The 729-nt window shown below is 71.7% G+C and carries 1 protein-coding gene; it reads left to right on the top strand.

Going from position 1 to position 729, the window contains the following annotated elements; all coding sequences use genetic code 11:
- Window position 1: 1 nt before the first annotated feature.
- Window positions 2–729: molybdopterin-dependent oxidoreductase (locus tag ACTJIY_RS20820; RefSeq protein ID WP_440675402.1), on the top strand; the 728-nt coding region annotated here is incomplete at its 3' end.

Genomic DNA, 729 nt, shown 5'->3' with positions numbered 1-729 from the left:
CCTGCGGCGCGGGCAGGTGTCCGACGACCTGCGGCAGGTGTTCCTGACCGGCGGGCGCCAGGGCGACGTGTTCTACCGCGACCGCTGGTCCCACGACAAGGTCGTGCGCTCCACCCACGGCGTGAACTGCACCGGGTCCTGCTCCTGGAAGGTCTACGTCAAGGACGGCATCATCACCTGGGAGACCCAGCAGACCGACTACCCCTCCGTCGGCCCCGACTCCCCCGAGTACGAACCCCGCGGCTGCCCCCGCGGCGCCGCGTTCTCCTGGTACACCTACTCCCCCACCCGCGTGCGCTACCCCTACGTCCGCGGCACCCTCTTGGACGCCTACCGCGCCGCGCGCGCCGCCACCGGCGACCCCGTCCTGGCCTGGGAACGCCTCACCACCGACCCCCAGACCGCACGGCGGTACAAGTCCGCGCGCGGCAAGGGCGGGCTCGTGCGCGCCACCTGGGACGAGGCCGCCGAGATCGTCGCCGCCGCCCACGTCCACACCATCAAGACCTACGGCCCCGACCGCGTCGCCGGGTTCTCCCCCATCCCCGCCATGTCCATGGTGTCCCACGGCGTCGGAGCCCGGTTCGTCCAGATGCTCGGCGGCACCATGCTCTCGTTCTACGACTGGTACGCCGACCTCCCGGTCGCGTCCCCGCAGGTGTTCGGCGACCAGACCGACGTCCCGGAGTCCGCCGACTGGTGGAACGCCACCTACTGCATCATGTGGGG

Source organism: Cellulosimicrobium sp. 22598, from assembly GCF_052044445.1.
GTDB classification, from domain to species: domain Bacteria; phylum Actinomycetota; class Actinomycetes; order Actinomycetales; family Cellulomonadaceae; genus Cellulosimicrobium; species Cellulosimicrobium cellulans_G.
Note: the sequence above shows the minus strand (reverse complement) of the source record. Positions and strands in the feature narration are given on the sequence as shown.